A 24382-nucleotide genomic window follows, 5' to 3' on the forward strand; every position below is an offset into this window, starting at 1 on the left:
AGCCGTAAAGTGCACAAAAGAAAACTGAACCGGCAAACCTGCATGAGAAAGACATTTTTACTATCCCTGTTGTTAACGGCATTTTCGGCAACATTGCTTTATGCGCAAAAATTTAATACGCCCGATGAGCTAAACCAGCTGCGCCGTTACCAGGACAGCCTTAAAAAACTGGGCTACCAAATGATCAATAACGAGAATGATGTAGAACGCAAGAACGCCAACTACACTTTCATTCGCACGTTAGTTAGCGCTCTTAAAGTATCAAATTCATACGCTTACAACTTCGATTCGTTAAAAACGCTCAGTATTTTGCGTTCGCCCGACAACAAGTTCAGGATATTTAGCTGGTTTGTAATGAACGAGGATGGCAGCTACCGCTTTTACGGAACGCTGCAAATGAATACCGGCAATAAACTGCAATTATACCCGCTCGAAGATTACTCGGCTTTTTTGAAAAACCCAGAAGACTCGGTGACTGACAACCGCAAATGGTATGGTGCCGAATATTATAAAATCATCCCCGTTACCGGCTCTAATCCCTATTACGTATTGTTGGGCTGGAAAGGACATACGGTAAAATCAACCAAAAAAGTAATTGACGTACTATCCTTTAAAGGCGGCAAACCACAATTTGGTATGCCGGTATTTGCAGGCAATAAGAAAATTTGTAACCGGGTGATATTTGAATACAACCGCCAAGCCAGTATGTTGCTTCGGTTTGTACCCGAGTTAAATTTAATAGTGTTTGATCATCTTTCGCCCCCTGATGATAAGCTGAAGACCCAACCCGAAACTTACGGACCCGACCTGACCTATGATGGCTATAAACTACTGAATGGCAAGTGGCAGTACAAAGACAACCTCGATATGCGCAACGTACCCAACCCTACCGATGCCGACATTGCGGACCCTAAAATACAGGCGGTTAAAGACAGGAAAAGTGTGCCCCGCAGAAATTAACAGATATAATCACTGGTGCAAAATGTAATTGGTAACAGCATCAATGGCTTTAAGAATAACCTGCTCTGGTTCGTCTTCAAAAAGAGTTCCAGCTTCCAGGGCTGATCTTTGAAAACCTGTGTATAAACATGGTTCCTACCGGCTTATCTTCTATTTCACTTCCACCAAGGGCAGCCAAACCGATTACCGCTACAATAACATCGGGGGTACAAGCTTTGCAAGCCTAAAGCTAATTGCTCGGTAACCTCGGCCGATTCTGGCGTAAACTCTTCAATCACTTCTTCGGGAACGTTTAATAAAGATATTTCACACGCACATCGTAGCAAACAATACTGCCTTTTAACACGGTTCCACAATTAGGAATCAAAGCAAATTCTGAAATTAGTTTACCAGAGGTAACGCTTTCGGCAAAAATCAATGCTGAGGCCGTTATCTTTTAAAGCATGACTACAGTTGATCACAATTTCAGATGGAATCTTAGAACAAGCTTATTGCTTAAAAGACATTGAAAAAGGGAAATCTGCTTGCTTTGTGCCCCTGATTGTGTTAGGTGTTGCCTGCATGTTAAAGTTAAGGGTGGCACCGCCCAAAAGCGCTTTGTGGCTTAACCAATTGGCGCTATAAGGCTTGCCGTTGTAGTTCAGGGCACTTACATACTTGTTTTCTGCGTTGTTAAGCGGCGCGTTGATGGTGACCGTTTTGCCGTTCTCCAGATGCAGCGTCATCTTCTTAAATAAGGGTGCGCCTAAAACATACTGGTCACTGGCTGGGCAAACAGGATAAAAGCCCATGGCCGAGAACACATACCAGGCCGAGGTTTGCCCATTGTCCTCATCGCCGCAATAACCATCGGGCATAGCTTTGTACAGCCGGTTCATCACCTCGCGGGCCCAGTATTGGGTTTTCCAGGGCTGGCCTGCATAGTTGTACAAATAGATCATATGCTGAATGGGCTGGTTACCATGCGCATATTGCCCCATGTTCATGATCTGCATCTCGCGGATCTCGTGGATCACCTCACCGTAATAGCTATCGTCAAACACCGGTGGCAAGCTAAACACCGAGTCCAGCTTGTTAGTAAATTTACGCTCTCCACCCATCAGGTTAATTAAGCCTTGCACGTCATGAAACACCGACCAGGAGTAGTGCCAGCTGTTACCCTCGGTAAAGGCATCGCCCCACTTAAAAGGGTTAAATGGCGACTGGAATTTGCCGTCCTTATTTTTTCCCCGCATTAAGCCCGTAGCCGGGTCGAACAGGTTGCGGTAGTTCTGTGAGCGTTTCTTGTATAAGTCTATTTCAGCCTGCGGGCGTTTCAGTTCTTTAGCCAGTTGGTAGATTGCAAAATCATCATAGGCGTACTCCAGCGTACGGGCAGCGTTCTCATTGATCTTCACATCATAGGGTACATAACCTAAATTGTTGTAATATTTTACACCATAGCGGCCTGTGGCGGTTACTGGGCCTTCATTATTCGCCCCATGTATGAGCGCTTCGTAGAGCTTGTTGATATCATATCCGCGCAATCCTTTTACATAAGCTTCGGCCACTACTGATGCCGAGTTATTGCCAACCATAATATCGGCATAACCGGGGCTGCTCCACTCAGGCAGCCAGCCGCCTTCGATATAATCGCTGTTGAGCCCCTGCTGCATCTCTTTGTTGATGGATGGGTACATGAGGTTAAGAAAAGGATACAAGGCACGGAATGTGTCCCAAAAGCCTGTTCCTGCAAACTTATACCCCGGCATGGTCTTGCCTGTGTAAGGGCTGTAATGCACCACATTATTCTGCGCATCTACCTCATAAAGCTTATTAGGAAACATCACTGTACGGTAGAGGCAAGAGTAAAAGGTTCGGGTTTGCTCAGGGGTGCCTCCCTCCGGCTGCAGGCGTCCAAGCACCTTGTTCCAAGCTTGTTGCGCCTTTTGCTTGGTAGCGTCAAAACTGTCGCTGCCTATCTCGCGCTGCAAATTTAGTTCGGCCTGCTCAAAGCTAATGAGAGATGATGCTACCCGCAGGTGCACCTTTTCGCCTTTGGTGGTCTTAAAACCAATGATTGCACCGGTATGATTGGCGGTGAGTTCCAATGAATCGGCACTGGCAAGGGTTTTACCATGCCATGTTCTGGCTATGCTAAAGGGTTTATCAGTGTAAATAACAAAATAGTTCTTAAAGTTTACCGGCTTGCTGCGGGCGTTGCGGGTGGTGTATCCAATGATCTTATTTTCTTTGGGGAATACTTTGATATATGACCCTCTGTCTAAGGCGTCTACCACAATAAAAGAGCTATCACTTTTAGGATAAGTAAATTGGAATTGGGCAGCGCGCTCGGTGCTGGTGAGTTCGGCTACTACATCATGGTCGGCGAGGTAAACGCTGTAATAGTAAGGCCGGGCTGTTTCCGATTTGTGGCTGAACCAACTGGCGCGGGCATCCTGGTCAAACTTCATCCCGCCGGTTACAGGCATAATAGCAAACTGTCCATAATCATTCATCCAGGGTGATGGCTGGTGCGTTTGCTTAAAGCCGCGGATCTTATCGGCAGCATAGGTATACATCCAGCCATCGCCCATCTTGCCCGTTTGCGCCGACCAATAGTTCATTCCCCAGGGCGTGCCTACTGCGGGGTAGGTGTTACCGTTGCTAAGGTCGGGTTTCGAGTCGGTTCCCATTAGGGGGTTAACCCAATCGGATGGAGTGTTTGCCTCTGCAAGGTGCTGGGCACGTGCAGATAAAGTAAATGTTAGGAGCAGCAGCCAAAAAAAAGATTTCATAAACAGGCACGTATAAAAAGCAAATATAATTTACTTATACAAACCAAGCATATGCTAAGTATAGCAAACGCATTAATTGTACTACAACAAGAAAACAAAAGCCGCTTAAAACAACCTTGGCACCTGCCCTGTCCTGATCAATCCTAAATGCTTGTAGGCATTATCAGTAGCTTCGCGGCCGCGCGAAGTGCGCATTAAATAACCTTCCTGTATCAGGAAAGGCTCATATACTTCTTCAATCGTGCCTTCTTCTTCGCCTACGGCGGTGGCAATAGTTTTTAAGCCTACCGGGCCACCTTTAAACTTCTCAATAATGGTGAGGAGTATTTTATTGTCCATTTCGTCTAGGCCGTGCTCATCTACGTTTAACATGGTTAACGCATATTTGGCAATGGCAGTATCAATGTTGCCATCGCCTTTTATTTGGGCAAAATCGCGCGTGCGGCGCAGCAGGGCATTGGCTATACGTGGTGTACCCCGGCTACGGCGGGCAATTTCGTAGGCACCTTCATCGGTAATATTGGTTTTAAGGATAGACGATGACCGCAATACAATAGTGGTCAACAACTTGGCATCATAGTACTCCAGCCTTAAGTTAATGCCAAAGCGTGCTCTTAAAGGCGCCGTAAGCAAGCCCGAGCGTGTAGTAGCACCCACCAGCGTAAACGGATTTAAAGACAATTGTACCGAGCGGGCGTTAGGACCGCTTTCGAGCATAATGTCTATCTTAAAATCCTCCATAGCCGAATACAGATACTCTTCTACCAGCGGACTCAAGCGGTGTATTTCATCAATGAAAAGTATATCGCCGGGCTCCAGGTTGGTGAGCAGGCCGGCCAGGTCGCCGGGTTTGTCGAGTACCGGGCCTGAAGTTATTTTAATGCCCACGCCCATTTCATTAGCTATAATATGCGAGAGCGTAGTTTTTCCTAAGCCGGGAGGGCCGTGCAGCAATACATGGTCCAGCGATTCGCCACGCTGGCGGGCCGCCTGTACAAACACGCGCAGGTTGGCTAATATTTTATGCTGGCCGGTAAAATCTTCAAATACCTGCGGGCGTAATACCTTTTCAATATCCCGCTCGGTATTGGTTAAACGTTCCTGGTTAGGATCTAAATGCTCGTTCATTTACCAACAAATTTAGCATTTTATTTGAAAGTGAGTAGTTGAATTGTTGAGAATGTTTATCGGATTTGGTAAGTTTTAGAAGTGCATATAAATACATTAATCCGCAGCTTTTCTTCAAAAAACTTCAAATTTCTTCAAATTTTTTAAATGGTTTGGAAAATCGACCCGACTGGTTAGCTTTTTGCCAATTTGTCAACAAAATCTTGAGTAGGCAGGTCGCCTTTTTTCACCAATCGGTCAAGCTCAATAAATAATACCTGCCCACTGAGAACCGACCAGTACCTCATCCCTCAGGGTACTTCCTAAAGATACTGTTCAGCTTCATTTGGATCACGCCCAAGAAAGCCTCGCGGAAAATATGGGTCGACATTTTAGAGACACCCTCGGTACGGTCAGTGAAAATAATGGGGACTTCTACCACTTTAAAACCGTGTTTAATAGTGGTGTATTTCATCTCTATCTGGAAAGCATAGCCTACAAATTTGATCTTGTTAAGCTGTATGGTTTCCAATACTTTACGTTTGTAGCATACAAACCCGGCTGTAGCATCATGAATGCTAATGCCGGTAATAAAGCGTACATAGGCCGAGGCATAATAGCTCATGAGTACCCGGTTCATGGGCCAGTTGACTACGTTAACGCCCTTTACATAGCGCGAGCCAATGGCCATATCGGCCCCCTCGGCGCAGGTTTCGCGCAGGCGGAGCAGATCGTTGGGGTTGTGCGAAAAATCGGCATCCATCTCAAATATATAATCGTACTTGTTACGGATAGCCCATTTAAAGCCATGGATATAAGCCGTGCCCAGGCCCTGCTTACCGGCACGTTCTTCAATAAACAATTTGTCGGGGTATTCAGCCTGCAGGCCTTTTACAATAGCCCCGGTACCATCAGGCGATCCGTCATCAATAATAAGCAAATGAAAATCATGAGGAAGCGTAAATACCTTACGTATCATGCGCTCAATGTTCTCTTTTTCGTTGTAAGTAGGAATGATGACTATGCTATCGGGCACTTGCGAAATACAATGGGTACGGGGCAAAAGTAAGTATTTAAGCCCAATAAATACAGAAGCAGGAAAGCTTATACCTTCCTGCTTTTGTTAAATAACGTTAAAATCTAAAACTGTGAGCGCTATCTCACACCGTGCATCATCTTTTTTAATAAGCCTGATAAAAGGAACAGTAATACGGCCGCAACACCCGAAAGTGTAACAAACACCATGAAGAACTCATAAAGGTTATGAATGGTGAACCCCACAAAAGTTGGATAGTGTATATCAATTTTTTCTTGGGCTAAGGTAGCAAGTTGTGAAGCTGTGCCTTGTATCTTACCATCAAGTATGGCTTGCAGATCAATACCCTTGGAAGAAGCAAATTCAAACTTATCGCCGGTAGGCGGAATGATTGCGCCCAAAGTACCCGCAAGCGCATAACCCGCAGCGTTGCCAATAAACCATACTCCCATTAACAATGATGAAAAACGTTTTGGTGCCAGTTTAGATACCAACGATAGACCAATGGGCGATAAACAAAGTTCACCTAACGTATGAAACAGGTACATGATAATTAACCATATTACCCCTATTTTGCCCGAAGTGCCTATTCCCTTCACCTGCATGGCAATAATGTAATAACCGAAAGCTAAAAGCAATAAGCCCAATGCTTGTTTAACCGGAGATATTGGCTCCATGCCACGTTGCTGAAGCTTTAACCACATCCAGCTAAAAGGAAAGGCAAATATGATGATAAACAATGAGTTGGCATTTTGCACAAAACTTGGCGGTAACTGAAAACCTAAAAGGTTAAGGTCGGTTTGTTTATCGGCCACGAACGTTAAAGACGAGCCGGCCTGCTCGAATGCCGACCAAAAGAATATCACGAAAAAAGCTACCGTATATAAAGCCAGAATGCGGTCGCGCTCAACTTTGGTGATAGTTTTATCGGTCAAAATTAACACAGCCAAACTAATACCAGAGGCGTATATGAATGGATAAACCCAGCTTTTGATAGGATTTGGATCAATGGAAAAGAAGTGAATTCCAAAGAATAACACTACCATTAATACCCCGACACCAATAACTGATGCGGTTGAAAAATTAGCCCTTTCCGCTTCACCTGTAGGGCTTAAAGTAGCCTTGTTAAAATCGGGCTTGGCACCTACAGCGTTACCTTCCGGATCGGTTACATATTTATTTTTTAGAAAAATAAATAGCAATACACCCAGCATCATACCAACACCGGCTGCTAAAAAGCCCCATTTAAAAGCTTCAACTACGCGAACCTCGCCTACTTTAACGTCGCCCAGAAAAGGACAAATGCTCATACCCAGAAAAGCACCTACATTTATACCCATATAAAAAATGGTGAATGCGGCGTCCAAACGCGAGTCGCCTTTTTTGTAGAGCGAGCCTACCATGGAGGATATGTTAGGCTTGAAAAACCCGTTACCGAAAATAATAACAAACAAGGCCAGCCACATGATCATCTTAGCCAAATCGAGGTTGGTAGCAAACAGTGAACCACTAAAAAATAGTAGTAATTGTCCTATAGACATAACCGAACCACCTAAAATGATACAGTTACGATTACCCAAATACCTGTCAGATATGTAGCCGCCCAACATAGGCGTAAGATATGATAAGCCTAAAAATCCACCGTAGATAATGGCAGCATCTTTATCTGAGAACGAAAGTGCATTTACCAAGAACAAGGTAAGCAGAGCGCGCATGCCGTAGAAGTTAAAGCGCTCCCACATTTCTGTAGAGAATAAAACATATAAACCTTTAGGATGACCCTTGGCTGGCTGGTGGGCCAACGAAGCATCCAGTGCAATTTCAGGCTCTGTACTCATAGTTTAAATTAAAAAAATTTTCTAAAAATAGCATTTATCTGCCAAACAAGAATTTTGTGTTGAAATCTTTACCGTATGCCCAATAATAATAGCGGTTTAAGCAGTTGTGCCAAAGCTATTTGGCAGATGTTATCGATATTATGTCTGTAAAACGTGAACTACAAGTATTTTAGTTTCCCTAAAGTATGATAAAGCAGACCGGCAGCTCGGATTGTGACAAAAATACGTTCAAAATATATACAACAACCTGATGTAGTCGACTAAGCGCTGTTTCTTTCTATCAAAACACAGAAGTATTTTAAAAACAGGCTATTTGTTAATTAGCAGCAAAAAATATTCTATTTTCGCTGCCTTTACTGTATAACTATTTTAGCATGTTAAATATATTTTCGGTTACTGCCGCTGCTTGTGCATTGCTGTTTACGGCTTGCAACTCGGCCGCCACCAAGCAACCCGCTACCGACTCATCTTCGGTAAGCACCACCACCACATCTACTACTACGCAAACCGTTAAAAAGCCGGGTAAAATGGGCACTAATGCCGAAATTATTGCCCGCAAACAGGTACCTATTTTGTGCTACCACCAAATACGCGATTGGCGCGCCAAAGATTCTAAGACGGCTAAAGACTATATTGTGCCGATAGCCAGCTTTAAAGAAAAAATTAAAATGCTATCGGATAGCGGTTACCATACTATACTGCCCGATCAGTTGTACGATTACTTAACCACCGGTGCCGCCCTGCCCAGCAAACCCATCATGTTAACGTTTGATGATACAGATTTGGACCAGTTTACCATAGCCAACCCGGAGCTGAAAAAATACGGATTCAAGGCAGTTTATTTCATCATGACGGTATCTATTGGCCGCCCTAACTACATGAATAAAGAGCAGATCAAGCAATTATCTGACGAGGGCAACGTAGTAGCCAGCCATACCTGGGATCACCACAACTTTAAGAAGTTTGCCGGTAAGGATTGGGAAACCCAGATTGATAAGCCTACTAAAAAACTGGAAGAAATTACAGGCAAAAAGATCGAATATTTTGCCTACCCGTTTGGCTTGTGGAACGCCCAAGGATTGCCGGAACTACACAAACGCGGCTTTAAAGCAGCTTTCCAATTAGCCGAAAAACGTGATCCTAACGATCCGCTGATGACCATTCGCCGCATTTTAGATAGCGGTTATTGGAGTGCCAAAACACTGAGCAACAGCATTAAGAACAGCTTTTAAGTATCATAACTACAATTAGAGATTTGTTGCTCATTCAAACAATCTGTCATTTCGAGTGCTAACGAGAAATCTTGTTCGACTAAGCAGGTGGCCTACATTGCATCTTGAACAGGATCTTTCACTATCGTTCAAGATGACAGTTTTAATAAAAACATCGCGCCTGCAGTCTGATTTTGTCGAAGACCTGAACGTGGGGTAAGTCTTCGACATGCTCAGACTGACAAAGCACTTGTAAAAACAAAGAACCCCTTGCTTACCGGCAAGGGGTTCTTTGTTTTTACAGGTTTTCTTCAGAAGGGCCGCCGTCTTTGTTAGACGAATCTTCGCCAGCCGGTGCACCTGGTTTTCCGCTATCGTTATCAGGTACCACAGTATCTACCCTTTCTTCATCGGGTTTATTATGTTCCGTAGGTGTATTACCTTTAGAAAGCTCACTATCACCTGCGTTTTCGCCTATTTCGTCGTTATCTTTTGGGGTGTTATCGGTTGCCATGATTGTATATATTTATTTGGTTAATTAATTACTCTTCTGAAATCCATCTAACTGCATCTTCCAGCTTATCTAACGGAAACCCTTGTGCCTTGCCCGGTATTAACAGTTTGAAAACATTATTAGTAAACCATTCCACGCTTTTTTGATCGGTTACCACGGCTACTTTCTTCCATTTGGTAAAATGCTTTAAGCCTACCTTTACATCTTCAAACCAGGCACCTGCGGTAAAGTTTTGAGCATTGGTTTCTAAAACCAGCAGGTAGTTGATCTCGCCCTGGCGCTTTACCAAGTCATCCAAACGCGGAATCAAAGCCGTGTCTATATCTTCTTTAGTTACCTCTCCAACGGCATGTATGCCTACAATGTCATCTGGTAAATCGTTAATAAACTGAAGCATAAAAAGGTTAAGTGTTGTTTGTTATTACAACGCAGGCAGGCTTATAGTGTTTGGAATAAAATCCAGAAGGGTTAAGGGAAAGTTTTAATTACTTTAGATGTTTTGACAGTGTTATTTTTCATTGCGGACTGTTTAACAATCCGGCTTCTTAACTCCACAAAAACTTATCTTTGCAGCAATGAACCAAAATTTTTTAAAATACAGCAACTTAATTAAAGCCGAGGCCAAGCGCCTGGGGTTTATGTTTTGCGGTATTGCCAAGGCAGATTTTTTGGAACAGGAAGCCCCCCGATTGGAAAATTGGCTTAAACAGGGTCACCATGGCGAAATGCAGTACATGGAAAATCATTTTGATAAGCGTTTAGACCCACGATTGCTGGTGGATGGCGCAAAGTCAGTTATCTCCCTCGCCTTAAACTACTATACCGACCAGCAGCAGGCCGACCCTTTAGCACCTAAAATATCAAAGTATGCCTACGGCATGGATTACCATGAGGTAATTAAAGATAAGCTAAAGCAATTACTCTATTTTATACAGGAAAACATTGGCGATATAAGCGGCCGGGCTTTTGTAGATTCGGCCCCGGTACTTGACCGCGCCTGGGCGCAACGCGCTGGTATTGGCTGGGTGGGCAAAAACGCTAACCTCATTAATAAAAAAAGCGGCTCCTTCTTTTTTTTGGCCGAACTGATTGTGGACGCGGAACTGGCGTACGATATTGCCCCCACTACAGACCATTGCGGCACCTGCACCCGTTGTGTCGATGCCTGCCCTACCGAGGCCATTGTAGCACCTTATATTGTTGATGGTAGTCGTTGTATCTCCTATCTTACTATTGAACTCAAAAACAACATCCCCGAGGAGTTTAAAGATAAAACCGATAATTGGATGTTTGGCTGCGACGTTTGCCAAAACGTTTGTCCCTGGAACCGTTTTTCGCTTACCCATAACGAGCCGGCATTTAATCCCAACCCCGATTTGCTGGGTATGAGCCAGCGCGACTGGCAGGAAATAACCCAGGAAACGTTTCAGCAGGTCTTCAAAAAATCGCCCGTTAAACGCACCAAGTTTACGGGCTTGAAAAGGAATATTGAGTTTTTAGGTTGATTGATTGGTTGATTGGTTGATTGGTTGATTGGTTGATTGGTTGATTGGTTGATTGGTTGATTGGTTGATTGGTTGATTGGTTGATTGGTTGATTAAGCCAAGTTGTTTCTGATTAACTTTGTTTCAGCTTTCGCAGATTTTAACTATTCAACTACTCACTACTTAACTACTCACTACTTAACCACTCACCAACTAACTACTCACATACCTACTAAAAGTCATTAAATTCTGAACAGCCTCTCCCATCGTATTATTAAAGTAGGCATAAACAGTTTTCCCATCCTCCATCCACTCTTTAACAAACTGTGCGTAATCATATAAAAAGTCATCATCGTAACTACCCCGGTAGCCGCCATTAGGTCCGTGAAAACGCAGGTAAACGGCATCTGCTTCTCCTGTTTGGATAGGTGCAGCCGATGCGGGAAGGTCGTGCAGTACCATAGTGGCCAGGTACTGGTCGAGCATTTGGCAGGTTACATCCTGATACCATGATTGATGACGGAATTCTACGGCTACCTGCCAGGCATGATCAGGATTTCCTAAGCTGATCTCATACAACAGGTTACTTAATAATACCGGACTAAACACCACACCCGGCGGAAATTGAACCAGCAAACAGCCTTTTTTATCACCAGCCTGGTTGATGATGCTCATAAAGCGCGCCACATGTTCAGGATCAAACTGCTGCCCTTTCAGATGGGTAATTTCCTGCCATAGCTTAAAGCTGAACCTGAAATTATCGGGCACTTCATTGGCCCATTTAGCTACCGTTTTAGCCAGCGGAAGTTTATAGAAGGTGCTGTTTACTTCCACACTGTTAAACAACGAGGCATAATAGCACAGCCGGCTCTTATCTTGGAACTCTTGCGGGAAGCACTGCTTATTAGGTACGGGCAGTACTACGTTACTGGTTCCTGCATAGAATTTTCCTTTTTTGTGTTCCGTCATTTCTTGCTGTTGAACTTCCCTATTTAACAAACCAGTTTGCTTAAAGTTGGCCAAAGCATAAAGGGCAGAGTTTCTAATGAAACCCTGCCCTTCTTATATTCTTAAATTGATGTGCTTTCGTTTAAACTTTCCCTTTTTTAAACTTATCGGCCAGCATTTGCAGCATATCCTCATTTACCGGTTTAGCTGGCTCCTCGGGCCTTCTAATAGGCTTTGGAGGTGGCTGTTGCTGCTGGTTTTGTGGCTTTACGTAAGGTTTTTGAAACTGCTTTTTAGGTGCATTCTGATCTTGCTGGGCAGGCTTTGGCTGCGTGGGGCGCGGCGGACGGTTCTGGTTCCAACGGTCGTAAATTTCTTTTAGCTTGTGCTTGGTGTACAAAGGAAAATCGCCCTGCATCATCCACGAAAAATAGCTTGGCTCTACATCAAACACATCGGTTACGCGCTTGCCTTTATGCTTGCCAAAGTTAAACAGCGCTTCGCCGGCATCGTCGTACACCATACGGCCTACAAAATCAACCGCACGCTGCATATTGGTAAATTCGTGTAAGGCCGATACCTCGTTTTGCACCGGGGTAGATTTAACGCCCTTCTTGTCAATAAATTCAATGTCTTTATAACGCTCTACCTGTGCCAGCAATACTTCCATAGTAGCGCGGGTATCAGCTTCGGCCGAGTGGGCATTTTGTATCTCTTTATTGCAATAAAATTGGTAAGCGGCTTTCAATGTACGCTGTTCCATTTGATGAAAAATGTTCTGCACATCCACAAAGTGGCGGTTGTTCAGATCGAACGGAATACCGGCACGCAAGAACTCCTCCATCAGCATAGGGATGTCGAACTTGTTTGAGTTATATCCGGCTAAATCGGCATCGTCAAAAAACTCCGCAATTTCGGCACCTACCGCTTTAAAGTTAGGCTTATCCTGCACCTGCTCATCATAAAAACCATGAATCAGTGAGGTTTCGAGCGGTATGGGCATTTCGGGGTTCAACACCCAGGTTTTGCTGGCTTCTGTACCATCGGGCAGCATTTTTATGATGGCAATTTCAATGATCCTGTCGGCACCAACGTTGGTACCGGTGGTTTCCAGATCAAAAAATGCAAGCGGTCGTTTTAAATTAAGTATCATGAGCAGCGTTTTAGCAAAGGTCGTAAAAACCTTTAAATAGTCGGGCGTTTAGTTTCCTTAATTATGGTTAATGTAGTAATTTAACACCGCCTTAAACTTATTCACAACACATGAAGAAACTGTTACTCCTTTTTTCTGCCGTCTTATTATCGCAACTACTTTATGCGCAGGATTTCCCCTACGATAGTTATAACCTTAGCGATTTGGAAATGAAAAGCTATGAGAAAGACAAAACTGCCCATGCAGTAGTACTCAAAGAGTTTGGCAAAACCTGGATAAGCAGTGGCGACGGTTTACCGCTTTATCATGAGTACCATGTTAAAATAAAGATTTTCGACAGCAAGGCATTTGACGAAGGCAATATTACCATACCCATACATAAAAGTGATAACAATGATTTTGAACAAGTAAGAGATGTGGTTGGCGTTACCTACTATACCGATGAGCAAGGCAATGTACAACGCAGCTACCTCGACCCTAAAACCGTTGTAACCGAAAACCGCAACAAGTACTGGGACCTGGTTAAATTTGCCATGCCCAACCTGCGCAATGGTTGCGTAATTGAATACAAATATACGCTGCAATCGCCTTATTCGCTCACTTTCCGCGATTGGGATTTTCAGGGCACTATACCTAAGATATATTCGGAGTACGAGGCGCATATTCCCGGCGTTTTCAACTTCAAGGCATCATTAAGAGGCTTTTATAAACTCGATAAAAACGTATCGGAGATTGAACATGAATGCTTTTCAGCAGGCGGTACCAAGTGCGATTGCTCCAAGATCACTTATGCGATGAAAGATGTTCCAGCTTTTGTGAAAGAGGATTACATGACGGCACCCAAGAACTTTTTGTCGGCTATCAACTTCGAACTGAACGATTATATAAACCCCTACAACGGGCAAAAAACCGTAAAAACCCAAACCTGGGCCGATATTGATTACAACATGAAGCACCATGAAGAATTTGGTGTTCAAATGCGTAAAACAAGTGTTTTTAAAGATAAACTACCAGCCATTACAGGCGGTGCTACCGATAACCTGGAAAAGGCCAAAGCCATCTATCACTACATTCAAAGCAACCTGAAGCATAACCGCTTTATTGGCATTTACAGCGACAATGGCTTGCGTAAAACATTAGATACCCACTCGGGCAGTACGGCCGATATTAACCTGGCACTGGTAACAGCCCTAAAAGCAGCCGGTATTGATGCCGAAGCCGTGTTGCTCTCCACGCGCGACCATGGTTTTATTTCCAAGCTATACCCAGCCATCGGCGATTTTAATTATGTAGTAGCTAAAGCCAATATAGGCGATAAATCTTACATGCTCGATGCTACCGATGCTTTAATGCCTTTTGGCCTGCTGCCCGAAGAATGCATTAACGACCAGGGCCGGGTAATGAGTTTAGACAAGCCATCGTACTGGATAGATATGGTTGCCGCACAGAAACGAACCAGGACCCACATTATGAACCTGACTTTGCAAACCAATGGTAAGCTCACAGGCAAATTAATTTACTATTCAAACGGCTACGAGGCGCTTGAGAAACGCCGCAGCATTAAAAAATTTAACAGTATTGATGAGTACGTTGAGAATTTAGATGAAAAGATGGCTAAAGTAAAAATATCAAAATATGATATTAAGAACGTGGATAGCCTCGAAAATTCGCTGATTGAGTCGTACGATGTTGAAATTGACGTTTACAATAATATGGATGCCGGCCGTTTGGCTTTTAACCCCTACATGCTGCACCGCATGACAGATAACCCCTTTAAACTGGAAGACCGCACTTACCCCGTTGATATGGGTACCGCCACCGATACCCGCATTGTGTTGACCGTAACCCTGCCCGAGCAATACACCGTAGAAACGGCTCCCGAAAATAAGGCAACCGGACTGCCCAACCAAGGCGGCCGTTTCATAACCAGTTACGAAACAAACCCCGATGGGTTCACATTCTCGCACATCATCCAGTTAAACAAACCTATTTATTCATCAGACGAATATCCGTATCTCAAAGAGTTTTATAACACTATTATTAAAGCCGAGAAGGCTGATATTATATTTAAGAAGAAATCATGATGAAGTATTGTGGTTTATTCTTGATTTGCATGTTTGCACTTTCGGCAAATGCACAAACCACCTACCCTGCAGCCACCATCCCTAAAGACTTGCTCCCTTATGCCAGTGCAGTAGTACGCAACATGGAGGTAGTTACCGAGGTTAAAGATTTGAGCAACACCATTAACCACGTTAAAGAAGTGGTTACCGTGTTGAATAAAAATGGCGACAGTAATGCCGATATTGTGGTTTGGTACAATAAAAGTAATCGAATCAAATACATTAAAGGTGTAGTGTACGATGAGTTTGGCAAGCCGGTAGGCAAGTTTTTTGAAAGGAACTTTAGCGATTACAGCGCCGCCAGCGATGCTTCGCTTTTTGAAGATTCGCGGGTGAGGCACTATAAGCCTTCCGTAGTTAATTATCCTTACACCGTTGAATACGAATACGAGGTGCTCTCCAAACAATCGCTCAACTTTGCCGATTGGAGTCCTAACGAATCTACAGGCACTGCGGTTGAGCACAGCAGTTATCAATTCATTTGCAAGCCCGATTTCAACATCAGGTATAAAGAGATGAATTATACGGGCAAAGTAAACAGCACACCCGTAACAGGCTTAAAGTCTTACTTATGGGAAGCTAACCACATCAAAGCGCTGCGCAGCGAACCATACAGCCCCGACCCCGAACAGTATCAAACTGTTGTTAAAGTAGCTCCTGAAAAGTTTAGTTATGAGGGTTATACAGGCTCTTTTACCAACTGGAACGAGTTAGGCAAATGGGTATACGATAAATTGCTTACGGGCCGCACCGCCCTGCAACCCCAAACCACGGCTTACATGCACAGCCTCACCGATACTATAGCCGACCCTAAGATGAAGGCCAAGGCAATCTATGAATATATGCAGCGTAAAAGCCGTTACATAAGTGTGCAAATTGGCATTGGCGGTTACCAGCCTTTTATGGCCAGCGAGGTTGACCGTGTAAGTTATGGAGATTGCAAGGGATTGGTCAATTATACGCAAGCCCTGTTAAAAGCCGTAAACATACCTTCTTATTATTGTGTGGTACAAGCCGGAAACTTGAAGAAAAGTTTGCTGCCCGACTTTGCCAGCATGGCCCAGGGTAACCATATTATCCTGTGTTTACCTTTCAAAAGCGATACTACCTGGCTGGAGTGCACCAGCAAAGATATCCCCTTCGGTTTCCTGGGCGATTTTACCGATGACCGCCGGGTACTGGCCTGCACTGCCGATGGCGGCAAGCTGCTGCATACGCCCAAATATACTACGGCATTAAGCAAACAGATACGCAAGGCCAACGTTACGTTGAAAGAAGACGGACAACTGGATGGCAGCATGACTACCACCTTTGAGGGATGGCAGTACGAAAACCGGCCTAATATTCCCGGCGATAATACCGATGAGATCAAGAATGCAAAAAAACGCTACGCCATCAATAACCTCGAAATTGAAACACTGGAGCTTAAACCGGTAAAAACCATCAATCCGGTTAATAATGAACAAATGAAATTTGGCGCCAGAGATTACGCTTCGTTATCAGATGGGCGGTACTTCTTTATGGCAAATTTAGCAAACCGCTACACGTCTGTTCCACGCGAAGTACGTAACCGTACCACCAACGTATACATTAACCGGGGCTACACCGATGTAGATGAAGTTGTTTACCTGGTACCCGTTGGGTACAAAATAGAAAACATTCCGCTGAGGGTACACATTGATAAGCCGTTTGGACGCTATACCGCAAGCGTAAGCATGAACGATAAAAACCAGATCATATACAAGCGAAAGCTGGAAGTAATTGATGGCACCTATCCAGCCGATAGTTATGCCGAGCTTGTTAACTTTTACCAGCAGGTAGCCGATGCCGATGATTATAAGATAGCGTTGGTTAAGGCTAACTAAAAATGATGATGCCCAGTATGATACCAACGATCATAATCAGATAGAGCAGTATCTCGTTACCGGCAAATTTTTTATACTTGGTCCAAAATGAGTAGTCTTCTTTTTGCTTTGCCATGGTAGCGCAAAGATATTAAATGATTGGCTATGAAATATCATAAGAAAGCCCCGCAGTATAATACTACGGGGCTTTCTTTTCGAGCTTACATCATTATGCGCTTTTTTTCCACTTGATGCTGCAACCTATAGCTTTGGTGGCAGTTACCTGAGGTTGTTTGCCACTTAATAGTGCATTTACAGCACCTTCCACGTATTTAACTTTATCGGCTTTAGTATTCTCGGTATCATCATCAATAGCGCCAATGTACTTTACCACGTTTCCTGCTGCAGTTTTCTGCAATACGTACACATGCGGCGTAGCTTTGGCACCATACGCACGGGTAATGTCTTGCGTTTCATCAATAAGATATGGGAAAGTATAACCTTTTTTAGAGGCCAGTTCCTGCATTTTTTCAAATGAATCGGCTGGCTCGGCAACAGGGTCGTTAGGGCTTATGGCTATTACCGGATAACCCTTGGCTGAATACTTTTTATCAAGGTCCATAATACGGCTCTCGTAAGCTTTGGCATACGGACAATGGTTACAGGTAAATACTACAATGTAGCCTTTAGCCGCTTTATAATCGGCCAGCGACACGGTTTTACCATTCACATTTTTCAATTTGAAATCTGCTGCTGTGTCGCCCACTTTGTAACCGCCATCGGCCAGTTTGAATGCCATGCTGCTTACAGCAATTAACATTAAAAGAACTAATTTTTTCATGGATTTATTTATTGGTTTGATAGAGTTTATTCAATTCATCATAGGTAAATTCCTGCTCCTGAAACTTACGGATTCCCTTTTTACCGTTCACGATCAGCGTACCCGGCAAAGCACCGCTCCAGTCTTTGTTTATGGCATCGATCAATTCCTGGTCGCTCTTGCGCTGGGCAAGGTAAACTTCCGAAGCTAATTTATGAGTACGGGCAAAGGTTTTAACGGCAGGTAACTTCGACTCAAAATCCATACTTATCAACAGCACTTTTAAAGGCTGACTTTTGTAGGTGGCCTGAAGCTTTTCAAAGTAAGGCAGCTCCTCGATACAAGGCTTGCACCAGGTAGCCCAAAAGTTAACCACATAAACCGTATCGGGATTACTTATGCGTTTTTGAAGCTGTGGCAGGCTCAGCATTTTTACCTGCGCACTGGCGCCTGTGGTTAATATAGCGAGGAAGATCAAAGACAGGAATATCTTTTTCATAATTAAACAACGCTGGCCTTTATACAAAGTTATTCGTTCTGAGCAATATCTGTATTAATAATAGAACCTGCCCTCGAAAAATATTTATACATCGATGGGTCACGTAGCTTAACAATCATTACGCCACGGCGGGTGCTGGCGTGCACCACATATCCATTTTGCAGGTAAACCCCTACATGGCTAAATTTTTTACCGTCAAAATCAAAGAATACCAGATCACCTTCCTGCAATTCTTCTTCGTATTTACGTTTAATTACATTGATTTGGCGGGCGGTGTTACGGGGAATGGTAAGGCCAAAAACCTGCTGTTCGAGCAGAAAGGTTAAGCCCGAGCAGTCTATACCATTATGGTCTAAACCGGCATATTTATAAGGGGTACCGTACCACTGTTCAATAAAGTTGTACAACCGGCCATTGGTAACGTCCCTGCTATCAACACCCATAATTTCGGCATACTTATCGGCAATAAAGCCCTGCGGCTTCACCACATCGCCGGGCGAGCCTTTCATAACCGCCTTTTTCGACTTACAGGAAGTCATGAAAGCACCCACTAAAAACATCAGCAAAAACAAACGGGAGTACCGACTAATAACCATAGGTTAAAAGTAGGTAATATAGAAGCAAGAGACAAGAGCCAGGAGATAAGAATGTATTGCCTGCGGATAAGCTGCTATAGGTTTGGCAAACTACGCTTTAATTACCCGTTGTATCTCATCCAGTTTCATGAGTGCTTCTACTGGGGTAAGGGTGTTCACATCCAGGTTGTTCAGCATATCGCGGATCTTGACCAGCACGGGGTCATCTATCGAAAACATTTGCAACTGCAGCGCCTGTTTTTGTACTTTTTTGATGCTCTCTTTAATATTCTCGCCGCCGGTGCGTTCGGCTTCCAGCTTTTTCAGGATCTCGTGGGCACGGGCCAATACCTTGGGCGGCATACCGGCAAGCTTGGCCACATGGATACCAAAACTATGCTCGCTGCCACCCGGCACCAGTTTACGCAGGAAGATGATTTGGTTGCCCACTTCCTTCACGGTAACGTTAAAGTTTTTTACCCGCGGAAACATGTTGGTGAGTTCGTTCAATTCATGGTAATGCGTAGCAAACAGCGTTTTTGCACTTGCCGATGGGTGGTTATGTAAATACTCAGCAATGGCCCATGCAATAGAAATACCATCATAAGTACTGGTACCACGGCCAATTTCATCAAGCAAGATCAAACTGCGGTTGCTCAGGTTATTAAGGATGCTGGCCGTCTCGTTCATTTCCACCATAAAGGTAGATTCGCCCGAGGACAAGTTATCTGACGCGCCAACACGGGTAAATATTTTATCTACCAAGCCTATTACCGCTTCTTTAGCAGGCACAAAGCAGCCCATCTGCGCCAGCAACACAATTAAACCCGTTTGCCTTAACAAAGCCGATTTACCTGCCATGTTGGGCCCGGTAATAATAATGATCTGCTGACTGTCCGAATCCAGGTAAACATCATTGGTAATGTATTCCTCGCCCGGCGGCAGGTTCTTTTCTATTACCGGGTGGCGGCCGCCTTTAATATCGATAAGCAAGCCATCGTTTATCTGGGGCTTTACGTAGTAGTTCTTGATAGAAATGGTGGCAAAATTGAGCAGCACATCTAAACGCGCTATCAATTGCGCATTGAGCTGGATTGGTTTAATATAATCGGCCAGCGAGTAAAGCAGGTCATTATATAAACGGGTTTCCAGCGCCAGTATTTTTTCCTCGGCACCTAATATTTGCTCTTCGTACTCTTTAAGTTCGGGGGTAATATAGCGCTCGGCATTTACCAGCGTTTGCTTGCGTATCCAGTCGGTTGGCACCTTGTCACGGTGCGAGTGGGTAACTTCCAGGTAATATCCAAATACATTATTAAACGCTACTTTGAGCGATGGTATGCCCGTTTGCTCCGCTTCGCGCTTTTGTATCTCGAGCAGGTAACCTTTACCGCCAAAAGCAATTTTGCGCAAACGGTCCAGTTCCTCATGAATGCCCTCGGCCATTACGCCGCCTTTCACCAGTTGAATGGGCGGCTCGGGGTTCATTTCGCGACCTATCTTTTCACAGATATAATCGCACGGGTTTAGCTGATTACCAATTGCCAGCAAGGCTTCATTGGGTTTTAATGCAAGACCATCCCCTGCTCCTAAAATTCCGCTCCCCGTACCTTCTATGCACATTTTTTTTATGCTGCCAATTGCCATTAGAGCCTTGCGCAACTGGCATACCTCGCGCGGGTTGGCCTTTTGCAAACCTATCTTGCTAATGAGCCTTTCCAGGTCACCCACCTGGCGTATGCAGGCCTGCAACTCGTTGCGCAAATCTTCATGATCAATAAGGTGCTGCACTACGTTGAGGCGGTCGTTAATGGGTTTCAACTCCTTTAGCGGCATCACTATCCAGCGGCGCAGCAGGCGTGCCCCCATAGGCGAGCAGGTATGATCGAGCACATCAACCAAAGTTAGGGCATTCTCGTTGTTAGAGCCTACCAACTCCAGGTTACGAATACTAAAGCGGTCGAGCCACAGGTATCGGTCTTCTTCAATACGGCTTATGGCACTAATGTGCTGCAGGTTGCGGTGTTCAGTTTCGTTTAAGTAATGCAGCGCTACGCCGGCGGCCACAATACCCAGGTTCAGTTTTTCGATACCGAAGCCTTTAAGCGATTTAACGCCGAAATGCTTGGTGAGCGTTTCGTAGGCATAATCGCCGCTGTAAGGCCATTCATCGAGGGTATAGGTGTAGTAGCGGTCGCCAAACTTTTCGGTAAAGTCGCGTTTGCAGCTCTTAGGGTATATCACCTCGCTGGGGCTGAACGATTGCAGGAGCTTGTCCAAATAATCGGCGTTGCCCTGCGCGGTCAAAAACTCTCCGGTAGAAATATCAATAAGGGCAATACCTACGCTGTTCTTCTCAAAATATAACGAGGCCAGGTAGTTATTGCTTTTTTGATGCAGTATGTTATCGCTCGTGGCTACGCCGGGTGTTACCAGTTCGGTTACCCCACGCTTCACGATGGTTTTGGTCATCTTTGGATCTTCGAGCTGGTCGCAGATGGCCACCCGCTGACCGGCACGAACCAGTTTGGGCAAATAAGTATCTAAGGAATGATGCGGAAAACCGGCCAACTCAATATGTGTGGCAGCACCATTGGCCCGCTTGGTCAACACAATACCCAGTATGCCGGCAGCTTTAATAGCGTCTTCGCCAAAAGTTTCATAAAAATCGCCTACGCGGAACAACAATAAGGCACCCGGATATTTGGCCTTGATTTGGTTGTACTGCTGCATTAGCGGCGTTTCTTTAGTTGCGATTTTGCCCAAGCGATTTAAATTTTAATGGAGGGGTAAATTTAATGCTTTACCACCGATTTAGGGGCACTTGTGGAAAATTTGCATAACCTGTGGAGAGGCGCGGAGTTGCTGGGGATCGAGGTGCGGGGTGCCGGGTTGCGGGGATTGGGGTACGGAGTTGCGGGGATCAGGGTTCTCTTCGGAAACTTTTATAATAGTTCTCTTATCTCCGCGCTCCGCAATAAAAAACCGCGCTCCCAATTACTCTACTCCTCGCAACTTAGTACCTCGCTCCTTCTATCTCCACTCCCCACAACCAAAAACCTCGCTCCTTACAACTTCGTACCTCGCTCCCCAAACCACGCTTAGTTATTCTTTAAACCTATGCGGTGGCCGGTATAATCGGTCAGAAACTCGTTATCGGTAAAAAAGTCGAGACTCATGATGGTACGAAAATCGCCGCTGATGTTGGGGTTTTGTATCTGCGTAAGTTTGCCTGTGCTGGATGTGGTATAGGTGTATACAAAACCACGGTTAGTGGTTATGGTAACTACAGTACCTACCGGCAGGCGGCCAAGGGCGGTGGTTTCTTTACTATTCTCAATAACAGAAACAGCAGGATTACCCGTATCGAATAAAATTTGTGCAGAAGTTGTGGTATTGCCATAAGTTACGGTAGCCGGTATGTTAGGCGAATAACCTCCTGCGCTGCCCAGCGTGAGCGGATGCATAACAAAACCTGCGTTATTCAGATCATCGGGCACCAAACCAATGGTGAGCAGGCCGCTCACGAAGGCACCCGCAGCAGTAAATTTCGTATTATCGAGCTTAGCCAATTTAAAACCACTGGCTACATTGGCGGGCATGGTGAAACCATTTAGCGGACTAACAATGGCAGCAAACGTAAACCCGGTGCTTGGCCCTACACCAAACACATCGAACGAGTGCTGGCTTCCGCTAATTTCTTTTCCATCGCCGTCAACCACCTTGTAATACATAAAGAATGCAATGCGTTTAGTGGTCGCCGTACCTGCCGAATTACCAATGGTAATGGTTGCATAAGCCAGGTTACCAAACTCTTTGGTACTGCTGGTTTTATCGCCGTAAGCCATGGTGGCCGTTTTATTGGTAACGGTTATGCCATTTACCACCACCGAATCGCCCGTTACCAGTAAGCCGTTTGCGGTGATCATTTCATCGGGGATAAGGCCGTGCGCATCCATGGTTAAACCAGACGAGCCGGTATCAAAAATGCCAAAATACTGCACAGCTTTTGTGCCTATCTGGCTAATAGGAATAAAAAGACGCTTATTTTCACCACCGCTCAACTGAAACAATCCCAGCGTTGCCAATGGCTTGGGCGGTACCACAGGGACAGGGCTATCGCTTCCGCCTTTTTTGCAGGCCGTAGCCATGGCCATCATAATCAGCGCCCAAAAGGCTACTTTAATTTTTTGCATGTAGTAGTTATTACTCATTTTATATCCCTCTGCATCAATGCTTTTACAACACAATAAACGTAATTCAGGTTTTGGCAGATTGAGCACCAATGTAATAAATAACCGATAAATCTCCTTTAAATTTCACTGGCCCCTATTATTTTAATTCGGGGATTGATTAAGTTGTTATTCTCTTTCTACAACCTTATCCCGTTTGAAAGTAATACCAGCAATAAGGCTGTGCTTTAAAGATTTAGCTAAATGTTAACCTGTGATTTATAAACTTTGCCTAATTTCGCCGGCACACATCAACCTAACATGAAAAAAACCATACTCCTGCTTGCACTAATTTGCGGTTTAATAGGCTACCTGCCGGCACACGCACAGTTTGGCAGCTTAGGCAAAGCCATCTTAGAAAAAGGCGGCGAACTTGCCGGAAGCGGCGCTTTAAACAAAGTTTTGAAGCAACCGGCAGCTATTACCACTAACTTTAAAGACGTTGACCGTAACGGTATGAAACCACCGTCGTTCCACGAAGGCGAAACTGCACAGCCTTTATACCTGCTGCCCAAAGCGGCCAACGGTGGATATAAACTCTGCGCCGGCTTTTACGAAATGACCAACAAGAGCTACTGCCTGCAGGCCGGTACCCGCGGCCCCAGCAGCGGCGATGGCTATATGCTTGCCCCAGTACTGGGACCAAAACAGGACGTGGTAATTGCGATACTGAAAAGCGGCGAAAAACACCCCAACGTTAGCCAGCACGATATACAGGTTTTGTTGTGGGCCATAATTGCCCGCACCCGCTTTGCCGATTACAGCACATCTATAAAATTGACGGCTACTACCCTGCTTACCTCTGCCGACCTGCTTAAGCTGGAAGGTGGCGCTTTAGGCATTCTCCCGGCCAGTTTGATGGATAAAGCTAAAAATCAATTACCGGCTCCAATACAAGCGGTGTTTGAAGCGGAGAATAACATCAGGCGCCTGGCGGCTTCGGGTAATGCCTCTTATGAAGAGATGGAACGTTATGCGGTGCTTGCCGGTATTGCCCCTGTGGTAAATAACGAGTTTCCGTCGGGTACGTGGTCTTTACACCCGCAGGGGTACTACGTAAGATACATACCCAGCAGTTACTCGGTTACTAAAACACAGATCTTTGTGCCGCAAGAAATTGTGAAAGACGGTTTATACTACGATGCGCCTAATGCTATAGCCTGCCCGGCCAATACAGGGTCGCAGCGCCTTATTCAAACCAACGAACCATTGAATCCTAACTACTCGTTGAAGTTAAAGACCAAGTGTTTTTAATTTTCTT

The 24382-nt window shown here is 44.8% G+C and carries 21 protein-coding genes; 6 read left to right on the forward strand and 15 right to left on the reverse strand.

The features are described from left to right. The first annotated feature begins 42 nt into the window (after positions 1 to 42). On the forward strand, positions 43 to 960 hold the full coding sequence (locus IEV61_RS00075; RefSeq protein WP_188412653.1) for a hypothetical protein: 918 nt from the start codon (positions 43 to 45) through the stop codon (positions 958 to 960). A 292-nt stretch (positions 961 to 1252) separates the two neighbouring features. Here IEV61_RS00075 and IEV61_RS20750 read toward each other — a convergent pair whose 3' ends face one another. From IEV61_RS20750 to IEV61_RS00100, 5 genes are all read right to left on the reverse strand, one after another. Next, positions 1253 to 1378, reverse strand: coding sequence for a CinA family protein (locus IEV61_RS20750; protein WP_188412655.1), 126 nt, complete (start codon positions 1376 to 1378; stop codon positions 1253 to 1255). A 70-nt stretch (positions 1379 to 1448) separates the two neighbouring features. Next, complete coding sequence (locus tag IEV61_RS00085) at positions 1449 to 3737, reverse strand: GH92 family glycosyl hydrolase (RefSeq protein WP_188412657.1); 2289 nt, start codon at positions 3735 to 3737, stop codon at positions 1449 to 1451. A gap of 105 nt (positions 3738 to 3842) precedes the next feature. Further along, on the reverse strand, positions 3843 to 4865 hold the full coding sequence (ruvB, locus tag IEV61_RS00090) for a Holliday junction branch migration DNA helicase RuvB (RefSeq protein ID WP_188412659.1): 1023 nt from the start codon (positions 4863 to 4865) through the stop codon (positions 3843 to 3845). A gap of 283 nt (positions 4866 to 5148) precedes the next feature. Continuing rightward, positions 5149 to 5880: a polyprenol monophosphomannose synthase gene (locus IEV61_RS00095; protein WP_188414367.1), complete on the reverse strand. Its 732-nt coding sequence runs from the start codon at positions 5878 to 5880 to the stop codon at positions 5149 to 5151. A 119-nt stretch (positions 5881 to 5999) separates the two neighbouring features. Beyond that, a complete protein-coding gene (locus IEV61_RS00100; RefSeq protein ID WP_188412661.1) occupies positions 6000 to 7718 on the reverse strand; it encodes a peptide MFS transporter in 1719 nt (572 codons plus the stop codon). Positions 7719 to 8092: 374 nt separating this feature from the next. Between IEV61_RS00100 and IEV61_RS00105 the strand changes: the two genes are divergently transcribed. Further along, positions 8093 to 8950 carry a polysaccharide deacetylase family protein gene (locus IEV61_RS00105; protein ID WP_188412663.1) on the forward strand — a complete coding sequence of 286 codons (858 nt, stop codon included), beginning with the start codon at positions 8093 to 8095 and terminating at the stop codon, positions 8948 to 8950. Positions 8951 to 9227: 277 nt separating this feature from the next. Here the strand turns inward: IEV61_RS00105 and IEV61_RS00110 are convergent, their stop codons facing one another. Continuing rightward, entirely contained in the window at positions 9228 to 9443 is a 216-nt protein-coding gene (locus IEV61_RS00110; RefSeq protein ID WP_188412665.1) for a hypothetical protein, read from the reverse strand. A 28-nt stretch (positions 9444 to 9471) separates the two neighbouring features. Further along, a complete protein-coding gene (locus IEV61_RS00115) occupies positions 9472 to 9840 on the reverse strand; it encodes a SpoIIAA family protein (RefSeq protein ID WP_188412667.1) in 369 nt (122 codons plus the stop codon). Between the two features lie 178 nt (positions 9841 to 10018). On the opposite strand from IEV61_RS00115, the gene queG reads away from it, so the two are divergent. Beyond that, positions 10019 to 10948, forward strand: coding sequence for a tRNA epoxyqueuosine(34) reductase QueG (gene queG, locus IEV61_RS00120; RefSeq protein WP_188412669.1), 930 nt, complete (start codon positions 10019 to 10021; stop codon positions 10946 to 10948). 192 nt (positions 10949 to 11140) lie between these two features. On the opposite strand, the gene IEV61_RS00125 is transcribed toward queG, so the two are convergent. Then, positions 11141 to 11896, reverse strand: coding sequence for a DUF72 domain-containing protein (locus IEV61_RS00125; protein ID WP_188412671.1), 756 nt, complete (start codon positions 11894 to 11896; stop codon positions 11141 to 11143). A gap of 121 nt (positions 11897 to 12017) precedes the next feature. Then, on the reverse strand, positions 12018 to 13028 hold the full coding sequence (locus IEV61_RS00130) for a 3'-5' exonuclease (protein ID WP_188412673.1): 1011 nt from the start codon (positions 13026 to 13028) through the stop codon (positions 12018 to 12020). A gap of 110 nt (positions 13029 to 13138) precedes the next feature. Here IEV61_RS00130 and IEV61_RS00135 point away from each other — a divergent pair, with 110 nt between their 5' ends. Both IEV61_RS00135 and IEV61_RS00140 read left to right on the forward strand, forming a co-directional pair. Further along, positions 13139 to 15112: a transglutaminase family protein gene (locus tag IEV61_RS00135; RefSeq protein WP_188412675.1), complete on the forward strand. Its 1974-nt coding sequence runs from the start codon at positions 13139 to 13141 to the stop codon at positions 15110 to 15112. Continuing rightward, complete coding sequence (locus tag IEV61_RS00140; protein WP_229746977.1) at positions 15109 to 17016, forward strand: DUF3857 domain-containing protein; 1908 nt, start codon at positions 15109 to 15111, stop codon at positions 17014 to 17016. The genes IEV61_RS00135 and IEV61_RS00140 overlap by 4 nt, the downstream gene beginning before the upstream one ends. Here the strand turns inward: IEV61_RS00140 and IEV61_RS20655 are convergent. The 6 genes from IEV61_RS20655 to IEV61_RS00165 form a co-directional block, all read right to left on the reverse strand. After that, complete coding sequence (locus IEV61_RS20655) at positions 17009 to 17131, reverse strand: hypothetical protein (protein WP_262890580.1); 123 nt, start codon at positions 17129 to 17131, stop codon at positions 17009 to 17011. The genes IEV61_RS00140 and IEV61_RS20655 overlap by 8 nt on opposite strands. 93 nt (positions 17132 to 17224) lie before the next feature. Further along, on the reverse strand, positions 17225 to 17836 hold the full coding sequence (locus tag IEV61_RS00145) for a thioredoxin family protein (RefSeq protein WP_188412677.1): 612 nt from the start codon (positions 17834 to 17836) through the stop codon (positions 17225 to 17227). A gap of 4 nt (positions 17837 to 17840) precedes the next feature. Beyond that, entirely contained in the window at positions 17841 to 18314 is a 474-nt protein-coding gene (locus tag IEV61_RS00150) for a TlpA disulfide reductase family protein (RefSeq protein ID WP_188412678.1), read from the reverse strand. 29 nt (positions 18315 to 18343) lie between these two features. After that, positions 18344 to 18910, reverse strand: a complete 567-nt coding sequence (locus tag IEV61_RS00155; protein WP_188412680.1) for a C40 family peptidase — start codon at positions 18908 to 18910, stop codon at positions 18344 to 18346. Between the two features lie 90 nt (positions 18911 to 19000). Beyond that, positions 19001 to 21655, reverse strand: a complete 2655-nt coding sequence (mutS, locus tag IEV61_RS00160; protein WP_229746978.1) for a DNA mismatch repair protein MutS — start codon at positions 21653 to 21655, stop codon at positions 19001 to 19003. 335 nt (positions 21656 to 21990) lie between these two features. Then, positions 21991 to 23085 carry a pepsin/retropepsin-like aspartic protease family protein gene (locus tag IEV61_RS00165; protein WP_188412682.1) on the reverse strand — a complete coding sequence of 365 codons (1095 nt, stop codon included), beginning with the start codon at positions 23083 to 23085 and terminating at the stop codon, positions 21991 to 21993. Between the two features lie 297 nt (positions 23086 to 23382). Between IEV61_RS00165 and IEV61_RS00170 the strand changes: the two genes are divergently transcribed. Continuing rightward, entirely contained in the window at positions 23383 to 24375 is a 993-nt protein-coding gene (locus tag IEV61_RS00170) for a hypothetical protein (RefSeq protein ID WP_188412684.1), read from the forward strand. Positions 24376 to 24382 lie beyond the last annotated feature (7 nt).

It is taken from the genome of Mucilaginibacter galii, from assembly GCF_014635825.1.
Taxonomy (GTDB): domain Bacteria; phylum Bacteroidota; class Bacteroidia; order Sphingobacteriales; family Sphingobacteriaceae; genus Mucilaginibacter; species Mucilaginibacter galii.

Excerpts from the sequence above, each read along its gene's own strand:
- ruvB (WP_188412659.1), bottom strand. The coding sequence starts at position 4,865 with ATGAACGAGCATTTAGATCCTAACCAGGAACGTTTAACCAATACCGAG.
- queG (WP_188412669.1), top strand. The coding sequence starts at position 10,019 with ATGAACCAAAATTTTTTAAAATACAGCAACTTAATTAAAGCCGAGGCC.
- IEV61_RS00145 (WP_188412677.1), bottom strand. The coding sequence starts at position 17,836 with ATGAAAAAATTAGTTCTTTTAATGTTAATTGCTGTAAGCAGCATGGCA.
- IEV61_RS00140 (WP_229746977.1), top strand. The coding sequence starts at position 15,109 with ATGATGAAGTATTGTGGTTTATTCTTGATTTGCATGTTTGCACTTTCG.
- IEV61_RS20655 (WP_262890580.1), bottom strand. The coding sequence starts at position 17,131 with ATGGCAAAGCAAAAAGAAGACTACTCATTTTGGACCAAGTATAAAAAA.
- IEV61_RS00125 (WP_188412671.1), bottom strand. The coding sequence starts at position 11,896 with ATGACGGAACACAAAAAAGGAAAATTCTATGCAGGAACCAGTAACGTA.
- IEV61_RS00165 (WP_188412682.1), bottom strand. The coding sequence starts at position 23,085 with ATGCAAAAAATTAAAGTAGCCTTTTGGGCGCTGATTATGATGGCCATG.
- IEV61_RS00110 (WP_188412665.1), bottom strand. The coding sequence starts at position 9,443 with ATGGCAACCGATAACACCCCAAAAGATAACGACGAAATAGGCGAAAAC.
- IEV61_RS00085 (WP_188412657.1), bottom strand. The coding sequence starts at position 3,737 with ATGAAATCTTTTTTTTGGCTGCTGCTCCTAACATTTACTTTATCTGCA.
- IEV61_RS00155 (WP_188412680.1), bottom strand. The coding sequence starts at position 18,910 with ATGGTTATTAGTCGGTACTCCCGTTTGTTTTTGCTGATGTTTTTAGTG.
- IEV61_RS00170 (WP_188412684.1), top strand. The coding sequence starts at position 23,383 with ATGAAAAAAACCATACTCCTGCTTGCACTAATTTGCGGTTTAATAGGC.
- IEV61_RS00075 (WP_188412653.1), top strand. The coding sequence starts at position 43 with ATGAGAAAGACATTTTTACTATCCCTGTTGTTAACGGCATTTTCGGCA.
- IEV61_RS00135 (WP_188412675.1), top strand. The coding sequence starts at position 13,139 with ATGAAGAAACTGTTACTCCTTTTTTCTGCCGTCTTATTATCGCAACTA.
- IEV61_RS00115 (WP_188412667.1), bottom strand. The coding sequence starts at position 9,840 with ATGCTTCAGTTTATTAACGATTTACCAGATGACATTGTAGGCATACAT.
- IEV61_RS00100 (WP_188412661.1), bottom strand. The coding sequence starts at position 7,718 with ATGAGTACAGAGCCTGAAATTGCACTGGATGCTTCGTTGGCCCACCAG.
- IEV61_RS00105 (WP_188412663.1), top strand. The coding sequence starts at position 8,093 with ATGTTAAATATATTTTCGGTTACTGCCGCTGCTTGTGCATTGCTGTTT.
- IEV61_RS00130 (WP_188412673.1), bottom strand. The coding sequence starts at position 13,028 with ATGATACTTAATTTAAAACGACCGCTTGCATTTTTTGATCTGGAAACC.
- IEV61_RS00150 (WP_188412678.1), bottom strand. The coding sequence starts at position 18,314 with ATGAAAAAGATATTCCTGTCTTTGATCTTCCTCGCTATATTAACCACA.